Annotated in this window: 12 protein-coding genes; 4 read left to right on the top strand and 8 right to left on the bottom strand. The window is 60.0% G+C overall.

Annotated elements, in window-relative coordinates; all coding sequences use genetic code 11:
- The first annotated feature begins 97 nt into the window (after positions 1–97).
- A complete protein-coding gene (locus BTO02_RS10715) occupies positions 98–1396 on the top strand; it encodes an MFS family transporter (protein WP_075157021.1) in 1299 nt (432 codons plus the stop codon).
- Positions 1397–1514: 118 nt separating this feature from the next.
- Here BTO02_RS10715 and BTO02_RS34745 read toward each other — a convergent pair whose 3' ends face one another.
- Positions 1515–1685 carry a hypothetical protein gene (locus tag BTO02_RS34745; protein ID WP_198039127.1) on the bottom strand — a complete coding sequence of 57 codons (171 nt, stop codon included), beginning with the start codon at positions 1683–1685 and terminating at the stop codon, positions 1515–1517.
- A gap of 190 nt (positions 1686–1875) precedes the next feature.
- Here BTO02_RS34745 and BTO02_RS10720 point away from each other — a divergent pair, with 190 nt between their 5' ends.
- On the top strand, positions 1876–2106 hold the full coding sequence (locus BTO02_RS10720; RefSeq protein WP_075157022.1) for a hypothetical protein: 231 nt from the start codon (positions 1876–1878) through the stop codon (positions 2104–2106).
- A 60-nt stretch (positions 2107–2166) separates the two neighbouring features.
- Here BTO02_RS10720 and BTO02_RS10725 read toward each other — a convergent pair whose 3' ends face one another.
- The 3 genes from BTO02_RS10725 to BTO02_RS10735 all read right to left on the bottom strand — a co-directional run bounded on the left by BTO02_RS10725 (position 2167) and on the right by BTO02_RS10735 (position 4662).
- Complete coding sequence (locus BTO02_RS10725) at positions 2167–2613, bottom strand: hypothetical protein (RefSeq protein WP_075157023.1); 447 nt, start codon at positions 2611–2613, stop codon at positions 2167–2169.
- 124 nt (positions 2614–2737) lie between these two features.
- Complete coding sequence (locus BTO02_RS10730) at positions 2738–4063, bottom strand: MFS transporter (RefSeq protein ID WP_083615232.1); 1326 nt, start codon at positions 4061–4063, stop codon at positions 2738–2740.
- A gap of 167 nt (positions 4064–4230) precedes the next feature.
- Positions 4231–4662, bottom strand: coding sequence for a PRC-barrel domain-containing protein (locus tag BTO02_RS10735; protein ID WP_075157024.1), 432 nt, complete (start codon positions 4660–4662; stop codon positions 4231–4233).
- 136 nt (positions 4663–4798) lie between these two features.
- Between BTO02_RS10735 and BTO02_RS10740 the strand changes: the two genes are divergently transcribed.
- A complete protein-coding gene (locus BTO02_RS10740) occupies positions 4799–5008 on the top strand; it encodes a hypothetical protein (RefSeq protein ID WP_075157025.1) in 210 nt (69 codons plus the stop codon).
- A 107-nt stretch (positions 5009–5115) separates the two neighbouring features.
- Here the strand turns inward: BTO02_RS10740 and BTO02_RS10745 are convergent, their stop codons facing one another.
- The 4 genes from BTO02_RS10745 to BTO02_RS35390 all read right to left on the bottom strand — a co-directional run bounded on the left by BTO02_RS10745 (position 5116) and on the right by BTO02_RS35390 (position 9088).
- Positions 5116–5769: a UdgX family uracil-DNA binding protein gene (locus BTO02_RS10745; protein ID WP_232243326.1), complete on the bottom strand. Its 654-nt coding sequence runs from the start codon at positions 5767–5769 to the stop codon at positions 5116–5118.
- Positions 5770–5785: 16 nt separating this feature from the next.
- Positions 5786–6382: a DUF4142 domain-containing protein gene (locus tag BTO02_RS10750; RefSeq protein WP_075157027.1), complete on the bottom strand. Its 597-nt coding sequence runs from the start codon at positions 6380–6382 to the stop codon at positions 5786–5788.
- A 54-nt stretch (positions 6383–6436) separates the two neighbouring features.
- Positions 6437–6943, bottom strand: a complete 507-nt coding sequence (locus tag BTO02_RS10755) for a PRC-barrel domain-containing protein (RefSeq protein ID WP_075157028.1) — start codon at positions 6941–6943, stop codon at positions 6437–6439.
- Between the two features lie 543 nt (positions 6944–7486).
- Complete coding sequence (locus BTO02_RS35390; RefSeq protein ID WP_075157030.1) at positions 7487–9088, bottom strand: methyl-accepting chemotaxis protein; 1602 nt, start codon at positions 9086–9088, stop codon at positions 7487–7489.
- A 440-nt stretch (positions 9089–9528) separates the two neighbouring features.
- Here BTO02_RS35390 and BTO02_RS10770 point away from each other — a divergent pair, with 440 nt between their 5' ends.
- Positions 9529–18354 carry a hypothetical protein gene (locus BTO02_RS10770; protein ID WP_075157031.1) on the top strand — a complete coding sequence of 2942 codons (8826 nt, stop codon included), beginning with the start codon at positions 9529–9531 and terminating at the stop codon, positions 18352–18354.
- Positions 18355–18367 lie beyond the last annotated feature (13 nt).

Consider the following 18367-nt stretch of genomic DNA (forward strand, 5'->3'; position numbering starts at 1 on the left):
TGAACGACGCACGTGTGACCGATGAAAATTGAAAGTTAAAAATAAAAGCGCGCCGCCGCCGCTCATATTCATTCCAACAAGGGACAGACAAAGCATCATGGTCGACCAGACTGTTTTCACTCCAGCACACGATACGCGCCGGCGTATCTTCGCCATCGTCGGCGCCTCGTCGGGCAATCTCGTCGAGTGGTTCGACTTCTACGTCTACTCGTTCTGCGCGCTGTATTTCGCGCCCGCGTTCTTTCCGAAGGGCGATACGACCACCCAGCTGCTCAACACCGCGGGCGTGTTCGCCGCGGGCTTCCTGATGCGTCCGATCGGCGGCTGGTTCTTCGGGCGCCTGGCCGACAAGCGCGGCCGGCGCTTCGCAATGATGGTGTCGGTGTTCATGATGTGCGGCGGCTCGCTCGTCATTGCCGTGCTGCCGCCGTATGCGCAGATCGGCGTGCTTGCGCCAGCGCTGCTGCTCGTGGCGCGCCTGTTCCAGGGACTCTCGGTGGGCGGCGAATACGGCACGAGCGCGACGTACATGAGTGAAGTCGCGCTGCAGGGCCGTCGCGGCTTTTTCGCGTCGTTCCAGTACGTAACGCTGATCGGCGGCCAGCTGTGCGCGCTGCTCGTGCTCGTGATCCTGCAACAGACGCTGACCACCGACGAGCTCAAGGCATGGGGCTGGCGCGTGCCATTCGTGGTCGGCGCTCTCGCCGCGCTTGTCGCGCTGTATCTGCGCAAGTCGCTCGACGAAACGTCGACGGCGGCGAGCCGTCAGCGCAGCGACGCGGGCACGCTCGCCGGCATGTGGAAGCACAAGGGCGCGTTCCTCACGGTGATCGGTTTCACGGCGGGCGGCTCGCTGATCTTCTACACGTTCACGACCTATATGCAGAAGTACCTCGTGAACACGGCACACATGAGCGCGAAGACCGCAAGCAATGTGATGACGGTCGCGCTGCTCGCCTACATGCTGATGCAGCCGCTGTTCGGCGCGCTGTCGGACCGCATCGGCCGCCGCCAGTCGATGATCCTGTTCGGCCTCTTCGCGACGATCGGCACGGTGCCGCTGCTGCATGCGCTCAAGGATGTGACGAGTCCGTATATCGCATTCGTGCTCGTGGTGGTGGCGCTCGCGATCGTGAGCTTCTATACGTCGATCAGCGGTCTGATCAAGGCGGAAATGTTTCCGCCTGAAGTGCGCGCGCTGGGCGTGGGGCTTTCGTATGCGGTCGCCAATGCGATCTTCGGCGGCTCCGCCGAGTATGTCGCGCTGTGGCTCAAGCAGGCCGGCAGCGAGTCGATGTTCTACTGGTACGTAACCGTGCTCTGCGCGATCGCCGGCCTCGTGTCGCTCCGCATGCGCGACCCGTCGAAGGTTGGGTATCTGCGCGACGAACCCTGATGCAAGGGCGCCGCTTTGCATAAGCGGCGCAAAGGGTCATGCGCCCGCAACGCGCATCGATCAGACGTAAAAAGACGGCGGCCACGGTCTAACCGGGCCGCCGTTTTTTCATGGGCGTTCAGCCTACCGGCGTTTCGCCTTCGCCCGGCTTCTTGCCCGGCTGGTCCGACGGGGCCTGCTTGCGGTTCTGATCGTTGCGCTCAGGCATCTTGCTCTTCTCGTTGTCGTTGTGTTTCGGCTGCGTCGGATGCTCGATGTCGCCGCCAGGCTGCGTGGTCGTCTGATTCATTTGCTGATCTCCGGGGAAGCTGGTTGTGATCGATCAGCAAACAGCGGACCAGCAACGAGCGAGCCGCGCGAGCCACGCGAATCGTGCATTAGCTTTGTTAGACTCGAATGCTGGCCCGCTGCCCCTGGGGGGGCTGGCTGACGCGCACACCAGTATCGGACCCGAAGACGCGCCAAACCGGAGACTCACGATGACGAGAATCGCATTCGAAGATTTCGAGCGGCGGGTTGTCGAGCGCCATCTGATCAAAGGGCACGTGTACGAAAACGCAGCCGCGCTCGTCGAGCGCGCGAATGCGTGGATCGCGCAACGCGGTGTCGACGTCATCAATATAGAAAGCCTGTCGACGTTCGGCTCCGGCGACGATACGAGCGTCAGTCACTGGTATTCCGGTATCCGCGTCTGGTACCGGGCGCAGTGAGCGAGCTACCCGAACGGCGAAACGAACGCGCCATAGCAATCGCGCCGGCAAAACGCGCGGCTACTTGCCCGACACCACGAGCTTGAGCTTGTTCGCACCGGCGGTGGTCGCAGTGATTTGCGTCCGCGCGTTGCGCGCACCGATATAGAAATGCTGCCGCGCCGGCGAATTCACATCGTGTGTCGCATCCGGCAGGCACGACGCAATATCGGCGGCGACGGCCTGCAATGCCGTCGCGCTCGAACCGGCGTCGCCATGCGGCGTCCATACGCATTGATAGCTCGCATGCGAGCCGCTGCATTGCGCATCGTCGCCGTACGGTTGCGCGACGCCCTGACCATCCGCAGGCGACAACTGCGCGAATCCGCCGGGAGCGGCCGCGACGATCCGTTTGAGCGCGGCGCACGGGCTAGGCGCATCGTCGGCGCGCGCAATGGCCGGCACCAGCAAAGCCAGCGTCGCGCCAGCCACAGTAGCGCGGAACAGGGTGGAGCGGTGCGAGTCCATCTGTGCCTCCTCGAAAAGACAGGTGACGAAGTCTTCAAGCAGACTTCGTTCCTGGCGCGCAGCGTTCACGCGGCATTTCGACGGCGCATCGGCACCGGCTCGCGTTGCGACCGGCTAATCGGGCTCACCCCGCGCGATGTTCGCCGTCGCGTTCGAGCGAACGCGTTCGTCTCAAGTCGGGAAACAGGCGCATCCACAGCATGGCGACGGCGATCGTCGCGATGCCGCCCGCCAGCACCGCGCGCCGCGCCCCCCACCAGCCGGCCGTCACGCCTGATTCGAATTCGCCGAGCTGATTGGACGTGCCGATAAAGAGTGAGTTGACCGCGCTCACGCGCCCGAGCATCTCGTCGGGCGTGCGCAACTGCACGAGCGACAGCCGCACGACGACGCTGATCACGTCGGACGCGCCGAGCACCACGAGCGCAAGCAGCGACACGATGTACTGATGCGACAGGCCGAACACGGCTGTTGCGACACCGAACACGATCACGCCGCAGAACATCGCGCAGCCGGGACGGTTCTTCAACGGGAAGCGCGCGAGCCACAGCGTCCCGGCGAGCGCGCCGACGGCCGACGCCGAGCGCAGCAGACCGAGGCCGAGCGGCCCCGTGTCGAGGAAATCGCGTGCGAAGACGGGCAGCAGCGCGGTCGCGCCGCCGAACAGGACCGCGAACAGATCGAGCGACAGCGCGCCGAGAATGACCGGCTCGCGGAAGATAAAGCGGATACCCGAAAACACCGACTCGAGCGTGACCGGAGGGCGCGTCGCGGGCTTCGCATGCAGCGGAATGCTCGAGACGAGCAACACGGCCGCGGCGAACGACAGCGCGCAACCAAGATAAGCCGGGCCGGCGCCGATGCCGTACAGCAGCCCGCCCAGCGCGGGGCCGACGATTTGCGCCGCCTGGTTCGCCGAAGTCGACCATGCAGTCGCGCGCGGCAACTCGGCGCGCGACACGACGGCCGGCAAGAGCGACGCAATGGCGGGGCCCTCGAACGCTCGCGCGGCGCCGACGCATGCGGCAAGCACGTAGATGATCGGCGCGTCGATCCAGCCGCCGTAAGTGCCGAGCGCGAAGACCGCGGCAGCCGCGCATTCGATCGTCTGGCACACCGCGGCAATGCGTCGCCGGTCGTAGCGGTCGGCCACGTGCCCGACGACGAGCGTCAGCATGAACATCGGCAGGAATTGCGCGAGCCCGACGATGCCGAGCGCGAACGCGCTCTTCGTGAGCGCATAGATATGCCAGCCCATGGCGACCGCGAGCATCTGGAACGACAGCGAGGACAACACACGCGTGCACCAGAAGCGCTGGAACGCGCCGCGTTTCGGCACGCGTTCGCTTGCGCCGTCGCTAGCGGGCAAACCGGGGTTGATGTCGCGAGGGCGGTCGGACGAAGTGGCGGACGGCGCAGAGGCGGACTGCGTTGGTGACGGCTCGTTCATCGCGTTGTTGTTGTGCCGGGCGAAACCGGCGGTGCCTCGTCTGTGCACTGCGTCGTGCACCGCGCGGTACAGCATGCGGACGGCCGGGTGAGCGGCTCGAGTCCGACAGACGGCTAACGGGAAAGCGCGCCAGCCGGCGCGCACGAGCGGGGAGTGTAAATGAAAACTTACTGCGGCGACTGGATCTTCTGCGGCTTCTTCGGCTTCTCGACCTTGCTGTATTCGAATGCCGGCGTCGCCTTCAGCGCCTCTTTCGTCGCGCCCGGCAGATAGAAGTTGCCGTTCTTCAGATCGAATGCCTGGATCGGCACCGCGACATTGTGCGAGCCAACGCCGAGAAAGCCCCCCGTCGAGATCACCGCAGCCGAGAGCGAGCCGTCCGGGGCGATCACAAGATCGAAAATCGAACCGATTTTCTCGTTCGAATCGTTATAGACCGGCTTGCCGAGGATGCCCTTCTTGGCGCTCCAGCCTTGCAGCAACGCTTGCGATTGCTGGACGCTGACGCCCAGCGTCTGCGTGCCGGCAACTTGCGCATGGGCGCTCGCGGCCGCCAGCACGGCAACTGCGATCAAGGCTTGGGAAAACGCTTTCTTCATATCGACTCCTTTTTTAGTCAGCCCGGGGTGGGCGAAAGCAACAAAAAGACCTGCAGATGCTCACCTAGGGAAACCCCTAGGTAAAAACCCTTATTTGAGATAGAATAGCGATGCTTGCCAAATATTGAGAATCGTCATGCCGCATCAGTATCAAGTATTCGAAAAGATTGCATTTTCATTGGTCGTGCTGTCGGCCGTCGTTTGCTCGTCGTTTATCGCCTACGAAAGCAGCCCTGAGTTGCAGTACGCCGTGGCCGTGACGGAGAAGCTCGACTGGACCGCGAATTACGCGGCCGTCTGCGTTTCGCCGATGGCGACCGCGTGCACCGAATACCCGGGCGACTAAGTCTTCAATTCGTAACAACCCGCTACCGTACACGGTCGGGCGCGATTTTGCAGTAATAGTCGGAGACGTGAAGAAAGACGTGGGCCAGACGCGTTGCGCGCAAGTGCCTAGCGACGATGCCTGGCGGCATCGCGTGCGAGCCGGCCCGCTGCCCGCAGCGCCTGCACGATGTCCGCATAAACGCGTTCGCGCGTCGTGCGATCGGGGGCGCGCAGCGCGAACGAAGGATGCCACGTCGGAACCACTTGGTGCCCGTCATGTTCGAGCACCTGACCGATCACCTCGCGCAGCGGCATACCGCGCGTCTCGAGCACGGCTTTCAATGCGGTCGCGCCGAGCGCGACGACTACAACCGGTCCGACGCTCGCGAGCTCCTTCTCCAGCCAGTAGCGACACGCGGCGATCTCGCGTTGCGCGGGCGTTTTATGCATACGCCGTTTGCCGCGCGGTTCCCACTTGAAATGCTTGACCGCGTTGGTCACGAAGACGTCCGTCCGTTTGACGCCGGCTTCATCGAGCGCATCGTCGAGTAATTGTCCTGCCGGGCCGACGAACGGTTTGCCCGCGCGGTCCTCGCTGTCGCCGGGCTGCTCGCCGACCATCATGATCGGCGCGTGGCGCGGCCCGGCGCCAGGTACCGCTTGCGTCGCGTCGCGCCATAACGCGCAGCGACGACACGCATCGAGGCGCGCGGGCTGTTGCAGCGGGTCGACCTCGGGCGCGCCGCGCTCGTCCTCGCCCGGGTCTTCGTTCTTGCCCACGGCAATATGCCCCGCGTTACTTGCTAGCCATCACGTTTTTCTTCTTCGCGAGTTCCTCCGCCATTGCGTAATGATGCTGAATGGTCGGTAGCGCCTTTTGCGCGGCCTTCTTGATGCTCGCGTCCTGACCGTTTTGCGCCTCGTCCTGGAACGCAGCGATGGCGTCCTTATGGCCTTGCAAGCCGAACTTGCTGATGTAGGCCGAATCGAACTCTGCGCCCTTGAGCGAACGGATGCTGTCGAGCGCCGACGTATCGGCTTCCTTCGGCACATCGACGCCATGCGGCACCGCGGCCTTCAATTGCAACGAGAGCTTGGTGTGATCGGCGATCATTCGCGCGGCGAAAGCCTTTACGCTTTTATCGTTCGATTGACGCATCGCGAGCTTTGCCGCGTCGATTTCAGTTGTGCCCGCAACGGCTGCGGTGTGCACGAACTGACGGTCGGTATCCGATAGCGCCTGTGCGCCATTTTTCGACGCCGCTGCCGGGTTGTCCGTCGCATTTTGCGTCGTGTTTTGCGCGTAAGCGGCGTTCACACCCGCGGCGAGCGGGGCAATCGTCAAGGTGGCTGCAACGAACGCAGCCTCGAATCCCTTTTGTGGCAATTTCATGAAACCTCCCAGTTGTGTGTGTTGAATGCCGGTATTTGCAGCGCGCCGACGTGCTCAGCGTCGCAACTCGCCACGACCGCCTTCGAGCACGTCGCCCATTTCGCCGAGCGGGTCGGCAAGCGGATCGTGCAATGCGCCGCGACCGCCCCAGTACGGCTCGCTGCCGTAGTAATCGTGAACGGATGCCGCCCAACTCTGGTTCGCCATCGTTGGCCAGTGGTCCGGATCGAAGCCTGGCGCATCTTTCACGCGCGATGCGTCGACGGTTAGCACGAAGCACGCGCGGTCGGTGTCGAGCGTGAGCGCGTTCCACGGAATCGCAAACAGCCTGTCGCCAATGCCGAGAAAACCGCCGCTCGACATCACGACATACGCGACGCGTCCGGAGCGCACGTCGAGCATGATGTCCTTCACCTTGCCGGCCGTTTCGCCGTCGGCCGTCAGCACCTCGTTGCCGTCGAGCGTCGCGGCCGCCATCACCTCGGGGCCCGGCCCGGCAGCCGTGGCGGACCCTTTGCCGACGATGCGCGCTTGCGCATTGCTGTCCGGTTCGTTAATCATGGTCATGATGTGCCTCCGTTCTGTGGCTGGTTGCCTTGAGTGTTGTCTCCGGCGGGTTCGCCGTGACGGGCCGCATGGCTGGTCGTGTTCAAACGTGCTGCCGTTGGGACACGTATGGCTCGAGTCATTTTCGATCCTTGCTCGAGTCTCTTATTTCAATGAGCAACGGCTATGCCGTGAGGACGTGCAAGCGGTATGCCCACGGACGCGCGCAAAGCGGGCGTCGCGCAGCGGTCGCATTCCAGCGGGTCGGCTTCGCGCATAAGGCGCAGCGGTTACGGGCGGTCGGTCAGGGCGCAGGAAGAGCCGCTCAGTTGATCGAAGATCTGACTGGCTCGGCCGATATGGCGACATACGCGCATCAGCGCGTCATGAATGGCAGGGCGAGGGCGTGCAAAAAAGCGCCCGCGGAATGGACGAAACCGCGGGCGATAAAAGCGTGAAGCCGGCGTGAAACCGATGCCGGTCAAGCGGAAGATGAGCGGACGACGCGCGCGGCACTCAAGCGGCGACTCGGCGGCGACTCAAGCGGCGCATGAGCCGCTACGCGGCGACCATCGCGGGCATCCGCGCGTGTGTCGCATGTTCGGCTTTCGCGTGGACGCCGGCATCGTCCGCCAGTTTGAACACCGAAACCGCATCGCGTAGCGCGCGTGCCTGATCTTCGAGCGAGGCGGCCGCGGCGCTCGCCTGCTCGACGAGCGCGGCATTCTGCTGCGTGACTTCATCCATCTGCGTGACCGCATGCGACACCTGGTCGATGCCGTTGGTCTGTTCGTGCGTCGCGGCCGCGATCTCGCCCATGATGTCGGTGACGCGCTTCACCGAACCGATGATCTCCGTCATCGTCGCGCCGGCCTCGCCGACGAGCGTCGTACCGACCTTCACGCGTTCGACCGATTGTTCGATCAACTGTTTGATCTCCTTCGCGGCGCTCGACGAGCGCTGCGCGAGGCTGCGCACTTCGGCCGCGACGACCGCGAAGCCGCGGCCCTGTTCGCCGGCACGTGCCGCTTCGACGGCCGCATTGAGCGCGAGAATATTGGTCTGGAACGCAATGCCTTCGATGATGCTGATGATGTCGTTGATGCGGCTCGAGCTTTCGTCGATGCCGGTCATCGTCTGCACGACGCGCTGCACGACGTCGCTGCCCTTGTCGGCGGTGCCCGATGCAGCCGTCGACATGTTCGCCGCCTCGCGCACGTTGTCGGCGTTCTGCTTCACGGTGCCCGATAGCTGTTCCATGCTCGCTGCGGTCTGCTGCAAGGACGCAGCCTGTTCCTCGGTGCGTGCCGACAGGTCCAGGTTGCCCGCGGCCACCTCGCGCGTCGCGGTTGCGATCGCATCGCTGCCTTTGCGCACCGTGCGCACCGTATGCGCCAGGCTGTCGCGCATTTTCGCGAGGCCCGCCATCAGCCGGCCCATTTCGTCGCGCGACGTCACGTCGACGCGATGTGTGAGGTCGCCGGCCGCGATGTACTCGAAATGCGACAGCGCCGCCTCGAGCGGCCGCGAAATCGCGCTGCGCAGACTGTGCCAGCTGTACAGCGCGGCCAGCACGCCAAGCACGATCGCGCCGATGATCACGCTGCGAAACAGCGTAAAGCCGCGCTGCTGTGTTTCGTAGTCATCCTTCGCGGTGGCGAACTGGTAGTGGCGCAGCTTTTCGCCGGCCGTATTGAATGCGGCGTACAGGTCGTTGTTCACCAGACCGGCCTTCGTGATCGCTTCCTTGTCGCCGCTGCGCAGCGCCGCGACGAAGTCGTCGAGACCTTTGTCCATCGCAGTGCGCGTGCGGACCACCTCCTGCGTGAGCCGGTCTTCGTCGGCACTGCGCGGCAACGCCAGATACTTGTCCCACAACGCGTGCGACTGCTTTTCGAAACCCTGTGACTTCTTGATGATACTTTCGAGATCGGGTGCGGTCGGATCCTGCGCGGCGCGCAACAGCGCCGCCCGCTGGCGCGTCAGCACGATCTCCGAATCGCCGATATAGACCACGCGCGGCAGCTTGTTGCTGTACGTCTCGCGATTGGCCTGATTGCTGCTCGACATACCGCTGAGTCCCAGTATGCCGACAAGCGATAACAGACAGCCGAGCACCAACATCGCGACGGCAAGGCGCATCCTGATCGATATTTTCATGAGGTCGTGGTCTCCAGCGTTGCTTCGATATGCACAGCGGTTTGTAACGCCGCGCGACGCGGTTGTTGTTATCTGGCTAACGGCTCGCGAAAGCTAAAGTTTAGCTGCGTGGACCGGCGAGATCGTTTGCTCATATACTGGGATCGTGCAGCGCGGTAGGGAGCCGCCGGGGAAGACGGCCGGGAAACGGCGCATGAGACACAGATATGCAAACGTTCTGGAAAAGACTGCCCCCACCTATACTGCCTACTCGCGGAGGGATCCCGGCACACTGGTGGTGCCGACATCTATCGCGACCGTATCGATTGCCCCATGTGTTTGTTATCGCCCGCCGACAAGATATCGATTCCGGTGTCTATTCGTAGAGGTCCGTAACAGTTTCAATTTGCCGGACGGGTGGCGTGAGACTGGGCCGACGATGAGGCCATGGAGCATTGTCCATGTACGACAATCTGATATCCGTCTCCAGCGAAACGGCCGTGCGGCGACGTAAAGGCGCTTCGCTACACGGTGAACGGCCTGTATTCTCGCAATGGCACATCACGCATGCACAGGAGCGCGACGAGGATAACGAAGCCGTCGCATCTGGCACGGGGAAGGAATCGAGCGAAGAAGAGCGGGAAGCAGTTTCCGATCGTCGCTTAAAACAGAACGGCGGTCTTCGCTATCTTCTCTATTCGAGCGTGATGCGCATTGGCATGCGTCTGGCCGGCGACGTCTTCCAATACGCGTTGGCAGGTGAACAAGTCTTCCGCGATGTGCAGGAAGTCTACATCGGCGATCAACGTTGGGATAAGAAACTCGAAACGCTTGCGGAAGTACTCTCCAGGTATCGGTCTTACTTTCCCGAAGGATGGGGCGTCACCCAGAATGCCGAAAGACTCAAAGGCGCCTTGAAATACTGGACAGCGCTGAAGGATCTTTACGATACGTTCGGGCCGACGTCGCGCCTGACGCTTGACCATGTTGCATCGCTGCTCCGGTTGCTCAGCGCCAGCTCGGCGTACCTGCCGGACAGGGTTTGTCAGGCGGTCACCTATCTCGACAAACTGACTGGCTCATTACTTGAGCGCGAGGGGAGGCTCGAATATCTGCTCAGTCGGGAAGACTTCGAAGATTCGCCCGATATTGCCGTTGAACGCCTGAGGTCCCTGATCGATAAACAAAGAGAATTCCTCCCTGTCCACTTGCAACAGTTAACCAGCGGAGAAGACGTCGCACAATCGTTGGCCGATTATTTTCTAAGTGCAAGGAAGGAATACGAAAAGATCCGACACTCTCCGTGGGAAGCGTTGACGGCATTCGCCGGAGAGGCGGCGCTGGCGTCGGGTACCGAAGCGTGGGATACGGTGACGCGCTATTGCAAGGAATGTCGTCTCGCGTATCTGGTGACGGATAACACGTTGAACGGCGCTGGCAATATGCTCGAGCGTCTTGAATCGTTGATCGTTCACTTCAACAGCGACCAGACGCAGCAAGTCAGATCCTCCATGCCGGACGTTATCCGGTCGGTGATCGAAAGTGCCGGATTGCTGCTCGGACAGTACAAGGCCGCGCAGCGGCTTTACAACAGTTTTCTCCACGTCTACACGAGCACTCAGAGCTTTCCGGCCAAGGTCAGGCAGATCGAAAAGCTGCTAAAGGACGACAAGGATGTCGGTCGATTGCCGGAAAGATTGACTCGTCCCGTCGTCGCGGTAGTTGGCGCACTCGATAAACTCGTGGTTGCCCAACAGGCTTTGACCGGCGCTGCGGCAGCCGATACGTCATGGGCCGATTACGTTCAACAGACCACGGACGCGCTGTCCGAGGTCGTGCGCGATCCGATGCTCGCCAACCTGTTGCCGGCGACGGTCGTTCAAGACGTGGAGGCGGCGCTGCAATTCTGCGCGGTGGTGGTCGAAGCCATGACCAGCCTGCCAGACGACGCAACATATCGCGACTACCTGCGCATACTTTTGAAGGAAGGCGGCACCGCCTCCATGCTGCCGGACGTCATGCAGCCGATGCTTGGAAGGGTGCGCCAGCTGTTTACGGCTGTCGATCAGTGGCAGAACGCCTCTTTCCCCGCGTATCCGGGCACGGCTTCGGTCGCCGACCAGCTGGATTGGCTGATGCAACGTGCGATGGACCTGGAGTCGACCCAAAGCATCATTGACATGCTGCCGGAACCGGGCGGCGCGGTGCTGCGTCATGCGTCAGCGTTGTTTCGTTCTATCGAGAAGCTGCCGGCATGCCCCGCTGACGCGACAGCATCAATCGAACAGGCGCACGTGCTGGTGCAACTGTTCGTCGGGAACGAAATGCAATCGTTGATGCAGGTTGCTGGGCTTGACTCGAGCTGGATGGCGAACTATTTGCCGGGCACACGCATTCAGGAGCTGTTTGGTGCGCTGCAACGGATGACGAAAGGACATACCACCGCTCAAGACATCAAGGATTTATCAGTACAGCTTCTTAAGACGGACACGGGAAAGGCGGCCGTGCGGACGGCGTTGCCATGCCTGCCCGGCGGTGCGCTGATCGGACATGCGTGGGACTGGGTAGTCGGCCATCTCGCGGAAGTCCCGGAGGACAGGACGCTAACGGATACCTGGGTGGGAACGGCGAGTAGCTTCCTCAGGCGCATGTGGCAAGGTCTGAAAGACGATTGGACCAGGGGCGAATACGAAAACCTGATGCTGCTTCTTCCCGGCAGTACTCCCGAAACCATTTCGGACGCCATGCGGGTAGTCAAGGCATTTTCCGTTGACGATCGGCGCGATGCATGGACATCGCTGCTTGAAGGGTTTCGCTCTCATCCGGCGCTGCGACCTTTTTACGAAAGATTCATCAACTTGAGATTGGTCTGGCGGGTATACAAAATTGCAGCTTCGACGGAAGACGAGCGCCCCAGCCAGTTGAAGGAATTGCAAAGCGAACTTGCGGGGCTCCGCAATCTGGATTGGCCCGGCATTGAGACGGTCGCGAGTCTTTTGCCGCTGTTGCCCGATTTGCACGCTGCTCGCGCGCATCTTGCCGGAGAACTGCCTGAGTTCTCTTCATGGCCTCAGTGGACCAGCGCATTGCTTCGGGCCGCTGCGGGTTCGGATGTTCCCGCGGTAAGACGGCTTCGCGAGAAACTCGTCATTCAAACGGAGGAGTGGGCCGTTAGCGCGCTGCATAACGTGTTGCGCTCCACCTTGGAAAGCGTTTTTGGCAAAGAGATCAGCGAAGCTTCGCAAGTGCCCTTGCTTTCGCCGCTCAATCGCGTGTGGTCAACGGACGTGGTCTTGCCGGAACCAGCAGACAAGTCTCACTTGTATCAATTCGACGGCAAGACGTATATCAAGGAACAAGATCGCGTCTATCGCGTACGTCGAAGTCAAAGCGAAAGATCATGGTGTATTCCGCTTGGGAGCGATGAATCGCAATGGAGGCCGATCGTTCACATGCTTGGCCGCTGGTGGGTCAAGCCCCGAAGATCGACCCTGCCGGGCGGAGCCCCAACGCGCGCGGCGAGCGAACGCCCCGACGCCCTGACGGGCGCGCGCTCGTCCCGGTTGGTCGCTCATCGCGTTGGCTATCCCGACTTCTCTGACGACGTTGCGTACTACGGTCTTCCCGAAGACATTTTCAGCTTATTCGGAGAGGAGGGTATCGAAGGAGCGGTGCGTCTGCATGATTTTCCCATCGCGGCCGGCGAAGAGCGGTCATTGAGAGATGTCGCGCGGAATGCTGGCGTGGGCGTGCTTGCTCTGCTATTCATCATCGGGTTCTTGATCCTTGTGATCCGGTATCTGCGTCGCACGCGAACTTCGACCGACGCGTTACGACCGACTGAGCGAATCGATACCGAGCCGCCGGCATGGGAGGCGGCAGTGATGCAGGAGGCAGGTGATTACACGCGTTCGCGTGTCAATGAGAATGACCGTGGCGACGCGGCTGTCGCGGAGCGGACGAGGTTAGTGGCTGACAAAGCACCGGCAGACGCTGTTCATTTTGAAGGGAAAACGAGGCAAGCCGCGTTGCGTCCGGTTCTTGAAAATGCGCGTCGCACCACATCGACGGGATTGGAGCATCTGACGCCGGGCGAGGGTAGCGCAACCAGGGGGATATTTCCATCCGAGGTGAAAGCTCCGGTCACAGAGGGCCTGCTCTCGCACGATACGGTACCCACGCCATCGAATTCAACTGCGGCCGGCGAGGACGCCCCTGAGGAATCGTCTGCGACATGTTCGGAGCGAAATGCAAGCGCAAGCTGCAACGGGCATACGTGCGCCACTTCCGGCGCGGCGATAGGGGCCACTGCGGCGGCGGCTTTGCTGGCTGGCGGTGGGGTTGCGCTGTATCTGTATCTCAGACCGAGGCAAGCGACAACGCTTCTGACGGACGCCGACATTAATACGGCTATCGACGACGCATATGCGGCACTTCCGGCATTCCTTGGCGTTGATCAATGGGAGAACATCGAGTCCGCAGATTCGCGATCTCCGTTTGGGAGCAGTCAGCGGCCAAAACGCGGCTTAGCCGACGCGCAGGGATTCGACAAATCAAAGGAATTCTGGCAGCTGCCAAGGAAGTCTAACGTCGACAGTCAGCTCGAAAACTGGGTCGATCGCGAAGCAGACTGGGCGAATGCATATGTGGCTCAAGATGGCGACTTCGATGCGGCCGGCACTAAAGGAGTCTATTCCACGCGAACCGGGAAGAAGTGCGTTTTTATCGCTGGCGGCTATTGGGAGATGACAGAGGTCAAGGGCAGGAGCGACGTTACCGACGATACACGAAGGAAGACCATCGATTTTGGTAAAGGTGCTATCGAGATCGAGATATCGCCGACGAACGATAAATGGACGACTTCCGTTGGCGGCCTTCGGACCTCGAAGGATCCAGGCGGTTCAACCACGTCGGAGGAACTTGTCTCTAAAGCTCAGGGCTGGGATCCGTCGTTTGCATTGCACTATGTCGACGAGGTCCAGGGTGTCGAGGGCCGGCTTTATGTCGACGGACGTGGGGAGACATACATATGCATCAATGGCTTGATGTGGCCGTTCGGTTGGGTAAACAGGTTCGGTTATCTGGCGATCGTGCGCGCAGTGGAGCAAGGCGACGAACGAATCCTGTATATCCGGCGCAGCAGCTGGAATGAGCCATGGCAACTTGCCGAAGCGCTGCTCCCGACCGCTTTGCCATTGTCGTTAGAGCAACAAGTTGACTCTACCTTTGAGTCGAATGCGGACTACCAGGAGCGGGTCTTCGCGGTTAATGGCAAGAACATTTATGCCAACGATAAGGGGCAGAATTTCATCCGGATTGGTGACAGGTATTGGCCGTGCTCGCTCAACACAGAAGCCGCCTCTCGCCAAGGGGTGGACAGTACGACGACATACGCCGTGATCACGTCGAAAGCAAAAGGAACGTCGAAGGACGCCACAATTTATGCAGTATGGGCCGACGCCGCTGGAAAATGGGTTCTCGCAGAAAAGCATGATACGCAACCTGTTTCGAGAGTGTGTCCAACACACGCTTCGACTACAGCCAGCCGGGATCTGGTCGACATGATCAAAAAAAACGCTCCAAAGGACGCCGCAGCGAAGGGCGTGGCGTCCTGCCCCGGACAGGAGGGTGGAGTCTACGTGGACAACAGGCATGACCTGTACATGTGGGTTGCAGGCAGCTATTGGCACCTGCTACTTGTTTCTCCATACGTAGCGGTCTTGATAAGCGACTCAAGTTCCGGTTCCAAGTGGTCTCAGGAGGTCGCTCTCGTTAATCGCGTCTGGCAACCCTTGAAGGATTCCCGTCATATCGTGCCGATCCTCGCGGACATCCTGCAAAGCGGTGAATTCAAGTACTTTGATGAAGCGATCAAGCAGATGTTCTCGGACCACCGCGCCGCGACGTGGGGTCAACTGCTGCGCTATCTTCTTAACCTGACTGATGAACTGCTTGTCAAATACTACCAGTCACGCGAATACGATTTTATCAAGTCGCTGTTACAGCTAAAGGATCGGCTGGAATACCAGATGAATCTGCTAGCTGAGCCGGTTGCCGCGTTGGCGACCGCGAGGCACCGACGGGCTTGGGACGAAGATTACGTGGCCGCCTACAACGAGGCGATGACGTGGTCTGCCGAAGAAATGGATGAAGCTTATTTTGCTAATGCGCTGACGGGGGTGGACCCGGCAAGAGTATTGCAAGCACAGATCGATAACGCGAACGCAAGCCTGCTGAAAATTGAAAGAGAGATCGAAGACTACACCAGAAAAGAGAAGGCGGCGATGAATGAAACGGCGCTGACGCCCTGGAGACCCGGTAAGACCCACCTTGGATCAACCAATACGCGTCCGTCGTACGAGGCGATAAAGAAGCAGGAGTGGTTTGCGAGCGCGTTAGCGCGCAAAGAAATGGAGAGAGAAGCGACCGGGACCACGCAGGCCTTGTACGGTCAGGAGCTCAAAGAACTTGGACCGCTCGATGAACACACCCATAAATTGAGTGTCTACCAGTCTGGCGTGGCATTGGGGCGTAAAGCAGAAAAGGAGGCACTTGCCCGGGCCGGCCGTTCATCAGGCCGCGCATGGACTCAAATGCAATACGACATCGCGTATCGATCCGCCTTGATAGGATTGGGTGTCGATCTGCTGCAAGCGAGACAAGAAGGGGCACAAACGGACAGACAGGACGAGCTGGGAATAGCCCGACAGTATCTGTTACGGCGCTGGCACACTCATCTCGATTATCTCGACATGCTGCGTCGGCTGGAGAACGAGCCAGGCGTGCTTCTGAACGGCCATAGCAAGTACCAGTACGTTAAAGCGGCCTATCGGATCGCGCGAGAGAAATACAAGGAATGGTATTCAAAAGAGCCATCTGGCTGGCATCAGACGATGCTTGCGGCGATGTTGTACTGGCGTTGCAAGAATTCCACCCGACAACTTGCGGCAGTCGGCTTCGACGAAGTGATAAAAGATTACCGAGACGAAGAATCAAGGCTGAACACGCTAAGACGGTTGGGCAAGGCACCTGAAAATTATGCGACATTGGCCGATATAAAGCCGCGCGTCGTACTCGGAAGTGATCAGGAATACTGGGATCAATTCGACACGTATTTAAAGAGTGGCAGCCTGGATCATGACGCGGTGCTCATGGTCGGACGCATGTTGCATTCCGCTGGGCCAGATATCGACGCATCGCTGCCGGTTAAACAGGCATACAAGATTCGTGACGATGTCGCGAAGAAGGGCGATTACCTCTATCTGAAAATCGAGGATGGGAAATGGCTGTATGTCTTCGAACCGAATAAGTCTTTAGATCTGGAGGTTAAAAGCTGGTCGCTTGCCGAAATCAATCGCAGCCGCCCGGAATTCTGGCAGACGGTACGGGAAAAGTGGCCGCTACAGGATGGCGAAAGTTTCTCGGGACGGTATGGTTCGTGGGCGGTCCGGCTAGGATTCGGCGCCAAGTTTAGCCATTTCGTCACCGAGGTGCGAGGAGGCAAAAGCCGCGTCGATGACAACTTGGTCGACTACCTCTTCAATGAGGCGAAATCGGTCCTTCGCAAGCAGAGCGACGCAAGCAAGGCGGAGAAGGATTTCTCCCTGGGCTGGCGCGCCGTCGGCGAACAACTTTTACCATTCTTCAAAGTCGCATATCAGAGCCACTGGGACAAGACCTACCGGCCGGATCTGGATGAAATCGTTGTCGAAACCGTGCTACTGGCGGCGACTGTCTTGCCCGGAGTCGATCTTGCGAAAATGCCTAGTGTGGTGGCGCTCAGGGCCATGGCCGCCCAACTGAAAAGCAGTTCCCTTACCGCGCGAGCGCTGATCAAGGCGCTCGCTACGCAAATTGCTCCGCAGCTTGGCAAGGTGTCGCTCGACCTGTTCATGCAAGTCGCACTTGCGGCCTTCGACAGCGTCAATCCGTTGCAGATAGGACCGGACCTGTTCGTGTCGCCGGCGTCAAGGTCGATCCGACCGGCGACTATGGCCGAACTACGCACAGGCGGTCTGAAGCTCAACGCTCACTATCAGACCAAAAATGTCCCTCTTGATTTGCACGACATCGGTAACGACCTGTATCAGACACCAAAGTCACTGGCGTCGAACGAACCGAGGACATTTCTCAAGCAAGGCGATGCAACATACGAAGTGCGATTTGATTCTGATTATCGGACGTGGCGCGTCGTCAAACCAGAATATTCGGGGAATATCCACATGCGCGGGCCGGCGGTCAGGCGTGTTGAAGATACGGGCGTGTGGGAAACCTACTGGCCTGCAACGGGACGCGGCGGCGGCCGACTCTTTGGCGAGAAGGAGGTAAAACATCTGTCCCGGACCAGCGAACTTACCCAGAAACGCGCACAGGTTCTTCGAAATGACATACGTCGGGCAAAAAACGTCGCGAAGGATCAACTGGATCGAATAAGCGAGCAACTCGGGAAAGGTCTCGATTCCGAGACTAAGGACGTGTTCAGAGCCTTCTATGGCGACGAAGTAGACGAGGCGAGCTTTACTATCAGAATCAGCAAGATCAACGATGATATAAAGAGTTACCTGAGCGAAACTCGCGCTTCCACCGACTTCAGGTATGCGGAAGTAGCGACGAGTCACGGCAACCTGTCCGCGAAGCCCGTTCATAAACGGGGCGAGTCCTTACAGGGAGAAACGCTCTTCCAGACGAATCAGGGAAAATGGGAAGCAGGCGGCTTTCGGACGGACGACCCGATCACCACGGCGGTAGTACCCGTACTCGAGGATGTGAAACAGCGAATGTCGCAAAAAACGTGGGAGGGATTTTTGCAGGAGAACTTGATCCACGAAGGGTTTCATGCGATCAAAGAGAGCCCCATCGATGTCTATCCGGGCCAGATCGATCTTGCCCGAGGCGTATTCGATATCGCTCCTCTGGTGCGGCTGCCGCGACCGTGGATGTCGAAGAAAACGCTCTCCTCGATGTTAGGGTCGCGCGACGACGCCAGGCGCGCGTTGCGCGAAATTGGCGTGGTCGATTTGCCGGGTAATGCTGGTGAAATCCCTAAGGGCCGCTCGCGAAAGTACTCGGACGCGGAGATTGAAGAAATACTGAACGATTCGATCCGGTTGAAGTACGTGTTAAGGGAGGAGGTATTCGGTTTTCGCCAGACCCGTCTCTTTGAGAATCCTGAGAACTTCGCTATTGCTGTTACGATTATTCAGAACGCAGATACCAGAAAGTCTTTTCTCGAACGCTACAAGGCATGGCTGCTCGACACGGATAAGCCGCTGACATTCACCTTTTGACGAGATGATTTCG

The sequence above is a fragment of the Paraburkholderia sp. SOS3 genome, assembly GCF_001922345.1.
In the GTDB taxonomy this organism is placed as follows: domain Bacteria; phylum Pseudomonadota; class Gammaproteobacteria; order Burkholderiales; family Burkholderiaceae; genus Paraburkholderia.